Raw genomic sequence first — 4,752 nt, forward strand, 5'->3', positions numbered from 1 at the left:
CGGCCCACCGCTACTACCGTGCCATCCGATTTAAGGCCAACAGTATGACAACGCCCCGCCGCTATCGTATCTTTAGGCCAGCGTTTCACTTTTTCTTTCGATAAAAGGTAATCCATGTTTTACCTCCTTGCATATAAGCAACTGTATCATAATAGATATTTTTATCAAATTTCATTATAAATCTACATTTACAAAGAAAGCTTATTTTACTTCTTCCAAAAATAAAAACCTCCAGTTTAAATACTAGAGGTTTTCTCGTTATTTTTTCAAGCGGTCAATAAAATCGGTCAATTTATCTAGCGATTTCATATTCTGATTGCAAGCTACACCATCTTTGCAAATGTAGTTTCCCTTTTTAACGAAAGTTCCTGGTACATCACCTTTAATTTCAACTAAAAACATTCCTACTTCTTCATGTCCATGACATAACGAACAAATGCTTTTTTTATTTAAACTTTGGAACGTTCCTTGCAGACCAACAAATTTATTTTTATCATTTTTCGCTATAATAAATTTCCTGCTTGACCCCTTATCAATCCAGCTTAAATAAGATATTTCTTTCATATCCATTTCTTCCATATCAGGAAGTTTTAACTTTTTCGCTTTAGGAAATAATTTTTTTAATGTTTGTGCTGTAACTTCTTGAAACGGAATTACATACGGATTTATTTTCATTAAAAATGATTCTGCATCTTCTCTATTCTGAACTGTTAATACCGTATCAATTAACTCTTTCTGTTCATCCGTTAAATTTTCAAATACATGTATTATCTTTTCAATCGCAAGCGATTTTAACGCTTGAATTACACCTCTATCATTTGCCGTCGCATGCCCGTTTGCTAAAATATAAGCTTGTGATTTTATAAAATTATATTGATCGCTTCTAATAAACGCTTCCATCTTTATCACTCCATACAAATTGTTGATCTAGTTTTATTGTATACAATGATTACGTTTTTTGATATGTAAAAGATAACTTAGAAACAAACATTACATATATCACTTATTCTCTACCGCTGCATTTCCTGACAAAAGAAGCCATCATCTGTTTTCCATTCCGCATATAATACGTCTTCAAATTTAGTAATTCCTTTTTGCTTTATTTGTTTATAAAGCCACCCTTCATCAAATCCGGCTTCCCTCAAATTATCCTTAACTACTTTTCCATCACTAATTAATGAAATTGGTAAGTATACAGGCTTATGTTTTAAACTTAAATCATTTACAGTAGGAGATTCGTATTTACTTTTTTTCAAAACGCTTATGTTTCCGTTAGGTTCCAATATCATATATTCAACTTCTCGGATTGAAAATATATCTTTTTGTTGCCTAAGCATTTGTTGTAATTGATTTATATCCAAATGATTTACGCTTAATTGTTCACGATCAATCTTTCCATTACGAATAATAATTGAAGGGTATCCTTCAAAAAACCTTCTTGTTCCTCTTACTTTTTGTGTTATCACTTCAATAGTATAAATTAAAATGACCCAAACAAATACTGAATATAAAATAGACCATACTTTAATTTTAGGATCATATATTGAATTTCCAACGAGCTCACCTAGGACGATTGCAGAAATAAAATCAAAGGGCGTTAGCTGAGATATTTGTGTTTTCCCTAATATTTTTGTAGCAATTAATAGAACAAAAAAACCAATTAAAAGCTCTATCGTTATTTGTCCAATATGATTCATATATGTTCACCTTTCTACTCTTCAAGTGCTCTGTATACCATTTAATAAAAAAACGGCACATTTTTTCTATTATCATGCCCGTTCACACTTCATATATCCAATACATATAAAACAAAAAGAGTCTGATTCAAAATAATATATGAATCAGACTCTTTTCCTCTTATTTAGAATACACAATCTTTTTAATCGTTTCCCCAGAAAGAAAATATTCTTCTGCAAGTTGATGAATAGCAATCCCACTTTTAAACGCTTCTTTAATCGCTTTATTTCTTTCATCTAGTTGTTTTCTTCCGCCAGATCGTGTACCCCATTTATAATGTTTCGTTTCTTGTTTCGGAATGTAAATTGTTTCACCTTGTATATACTTTTGAATTTCAGTAATTAAACTCTCTGGTAAAACAGCATTAGCTTTTACGTATTTCATTTCTGCTCGCCCCTTATTTTTTATGGTTCATTTCAATAAGGTGCAAAGCCAAATATAAAAAATGATACGAGCTCATATAGGCGATTGTATATTACTTGTCTACCTCACGCAAAGTATCGCCATTTCCATACTTGGCTTTGCATGAGACGTTGCAGTGTCTGGCAATTGAATTATAATCGCCATATAAACACCTCCTAATATACCTTTTGCATTTTATTATATGATAAATTCCTTCCCCTTGCATCCACACTCTTCTTAAAGCACGAAATTACTTAGTTTGATATAATACTTTTTAATTGAATCAAAAATCATTGTGAGGTTACATTATGAAGAAAAAAATTATCATTACAATCGTTACACTATTCTTTATTATCACCGCATTATTCGGAACATACAAATTGATGAACGCAAGAAGCTTTCAATTATTTGGAGATTTAACACAACGCGTAGAAACAAATGAAAAAGTGATCGCTTTAACTTTTGATGATGGCCCTACTAACAATGTAAAACAAATATTACCGCTACTAGATACATACAACGCTAAAGCTACTTTCTTTTTAATTGGAAATGAATTAGAGAAAAATCTATCGTTAGGAGAAGCTATCGCGCAATCTGGGCACCAACTTGGAAACCATACATATTCTCATAATAGAATGGTTTTCAAAACACCTTCTTTTATTAAAGATGAAATAGAAAAAACGAATTCATTAATCCGCCAAACAGGATTTACAAACGAAATTGATTTTAGGCCCCCTAACGGAAAAAAATTAATTGGACTACCCTATTATTTAAATAAAAATAATATCGAAACAATTATATGGGATCTTGAGCCCGATACTTTTTATAAATCTGCGGCTGATAAAATTGAATACGTTAATAAAAATGTAAAACCAGGTTCTATCATTTTACTGCACTCTATGTATGATGAGTCTAATGAAAATTTACAAACAATTGAAGGTATTTTAGACTCTTTATCTAAGAAGGGCTATCAGTTCGTAACAGTAAACGAATTACAAAAAAGGGGGAAATAAAAAGGTAGCGTATCATATAACGATACGCTACCTTTCTTTTTAAATAATGCCAAGTACATTTAAGAATACGATAATAATCGCAATTGGTGCGATAAAGCGAAGTAAGAATAACCATAATACGAACAGTTTATAACCCTTATTTTTACTTACACCAAGCTCTTTCATTAATACATCTTTCTTCATTTTTAAAGGAACAAAGATAGAAACTAATAATACACCAAGTGGCATTAGTACGTTACTAACTGCATAGTCCGCTAAATCAAAGACTGTCTTTCCAAAAATCTTCAGATCACTTAATATACCGAATGATAATGCTGATGGTACCCCAACAATGAAGATTAATAATCCAACGATTAAAGCCATCTTTTCGCGTTTCCCTTTACCTTTTGCAGTTAAAGATGCAACACTAATTTCTAACATCGAAATTGCTGATGTAATCGTAGCGAAGAAGAATAGTAATAAGAAAACGATGAAGAATAATTTTCCGAACGCCATTTTACTGAAAATAGCTGGCAATACGATAAATAATAGTCCCGGCCCTTGAGATGGTTCCATTCCAAATGCGAACACAACTGGGAAAATTGCAAGTCCTGCAAGTAATGTAATAACAAGAGTTAAAGCTACGATAGAAAATGCCGAACGTGGTAAACTTTCTTCTTTCGGTAAGTATGAACTATACGTTACCATTACAGCTACACCGACTGATAACGAGAAGAACGATTGACCCATTGCATATAAAATAACTTCTGATGTTACATGTGAGAAATCAGGTTGTAAGAAGAAACGAACGCCTTCTCCAGCACCATCTAACGTAAGTGCACGAACGATTAATACAAAGAATAAAACGAATAGTGCTGGCATGAAATATTTATTTACTTTTTCAACACCATTTTGTACACCTTTACTTACGATAAAAATAGTAATAAGGATGAATAATAGCTGTGATCCAACTGCTAAATATGGATTGGAAATGATTTCACCAAACGTAGCTTCGTATGCTCCATTTCCTTCCCATAGTCTACCTGTAATTGCATTCCATAAATATAATATAATCCAGCCTCCTACAACACTGTAGAAAGAAAGTAATATGAAACATGTTACAATTCCTAATTTACCTAACCAAGGCCATAACGTTTTAGGAGCAATCTCTCTATACGCATCCACAGCCTCTTTTTGTGTACTTCTTCCAATAACAAATTCAGCTAATAATAGCGGTAAACCAATTAGTAATGTGAAACCGATGAAAATAAGAAAGAATGCGCCGCCCCCTCCAATTCCAGCCATATACGGGAACTTCCAAATCGCCCCTAGACCAATTGCTGAACCTGCTGCAGCTAATACGAAACCTAATTTCGATGTCCATTGCTGTGAATTCATTTGTTAATCTCCTCTCTGTCTCTTTTTCTTTGTTACAATTCGGTATTTATATTGTTCTATCAATACTCTTTTCTAATACGTTCACTTCCTCCCTAATAAAAAAACGTCCCTACGTAAATACGTAGGGACGACAAAAATATCGCGGTACCACCCTAGTTGTGAAGAACACTAAGAAGCAACCTAAATAAAAACGCCCCTACGCAAAAACGTAGGGACGATAAAA

Annotated in this window: 6 protein-coding genes; 1 reads left to right on the top strand and 5 read right to left on the bottom strand. The window is 32.8% G+C overall.

The window, feature by feature from the left end; translation table 11 throughout:
• From MR170_RS29710 to MR170_RS29725, 4 genes are all read right to left on the bottom strand, one after another.
• A partial coding sequence (locus tag MR170_RS29710) for an RCC1-like domain-containing protein (RefSeq protein WP_242310475.1) occupies window positions 1-116 on the bottom strand: 116 nt, incomplete at its 3' end.
• 142 nt (window positions 117-258) lie between these two features.
• Complete coding sequence (locus tag MR170_RS29715) at window positions 259-900, bottom strand: FusB/FusC family EF-G-binding protein (RefSeq protein ID WP_029441972.1); 642 nt, start codon at window positions 898-900, stop codon at window positions 259-261.
• Window positions 901-1,010: 110 nt separating this feature from the next.
• Window positions 1,011-1,697: a DUF421 domain-containing protein gene (locus MR170_RS29720; RefSeq protein ID WP_001015535.1), complete on the bottom strand. Its 687-nt coding sequence runs from the start codon at window positions 1,695-1,697 to the stop codon at window positions 1,011-1,013.
• A 160-nt stretch (window positions 1,698-1,857) separates the two neighbouring features.
• Window positions 1,858-2,121, bottom strand: coding sequence for a CD3324 family protein (locus MR170_RS29725; RefSeq protein ID WP_000878325.1), 264 nt, complete (start codon window positions 2,119-2,121; stop codon window positions 1,858-1,860).
• 326 nt (window positions 2,122-2,447) lie between these two features.
• Between MR170_RS29725 and MR170_RS29730 the strand changes: the two genes are divergently transcribed.
• Window positions 2,448-3,152, top strand: a complete 705-nt coding sequence (locus tag MR170_RS29730) for a polysaccharide deacetylase family protein (RefSeq protein ID WP_016082087.1) — start codon at window positions 2,448-2,450, stop codon at window positions 3,150-3,152.
• 39 nt (window positions 3,153-3,191) lie between these two features.
• On the opposite strand, the gene MR170_RS29735 is transcribed toward MR170_RS29730, so the two are convergent.
• Window positions 3,192-4,529, bottom strand: a complete 1,338-nt coding sequence (locus MR170_RS29735; protein ID WP_048565304.1) for a sodium-dependent transporter — start codon at window positions 4,527-4,529, stop codon at window positions 3,192-3,194.
• Window positions 4,530-4,752: the final 223 nt, after the last annotated feature.

The sequence above is a fragment of the Bacillus cereus group sp. BfR-BA-01524 genome, assembly GCF_022662595.1.
GTDB classification, from domain to species: domain Bacteria; phylum Bacillota; class Bacilli; order Bacillales; family Bacillaceae_G; genus Bacillus_A; species Bacillus_A thuringiensis_S.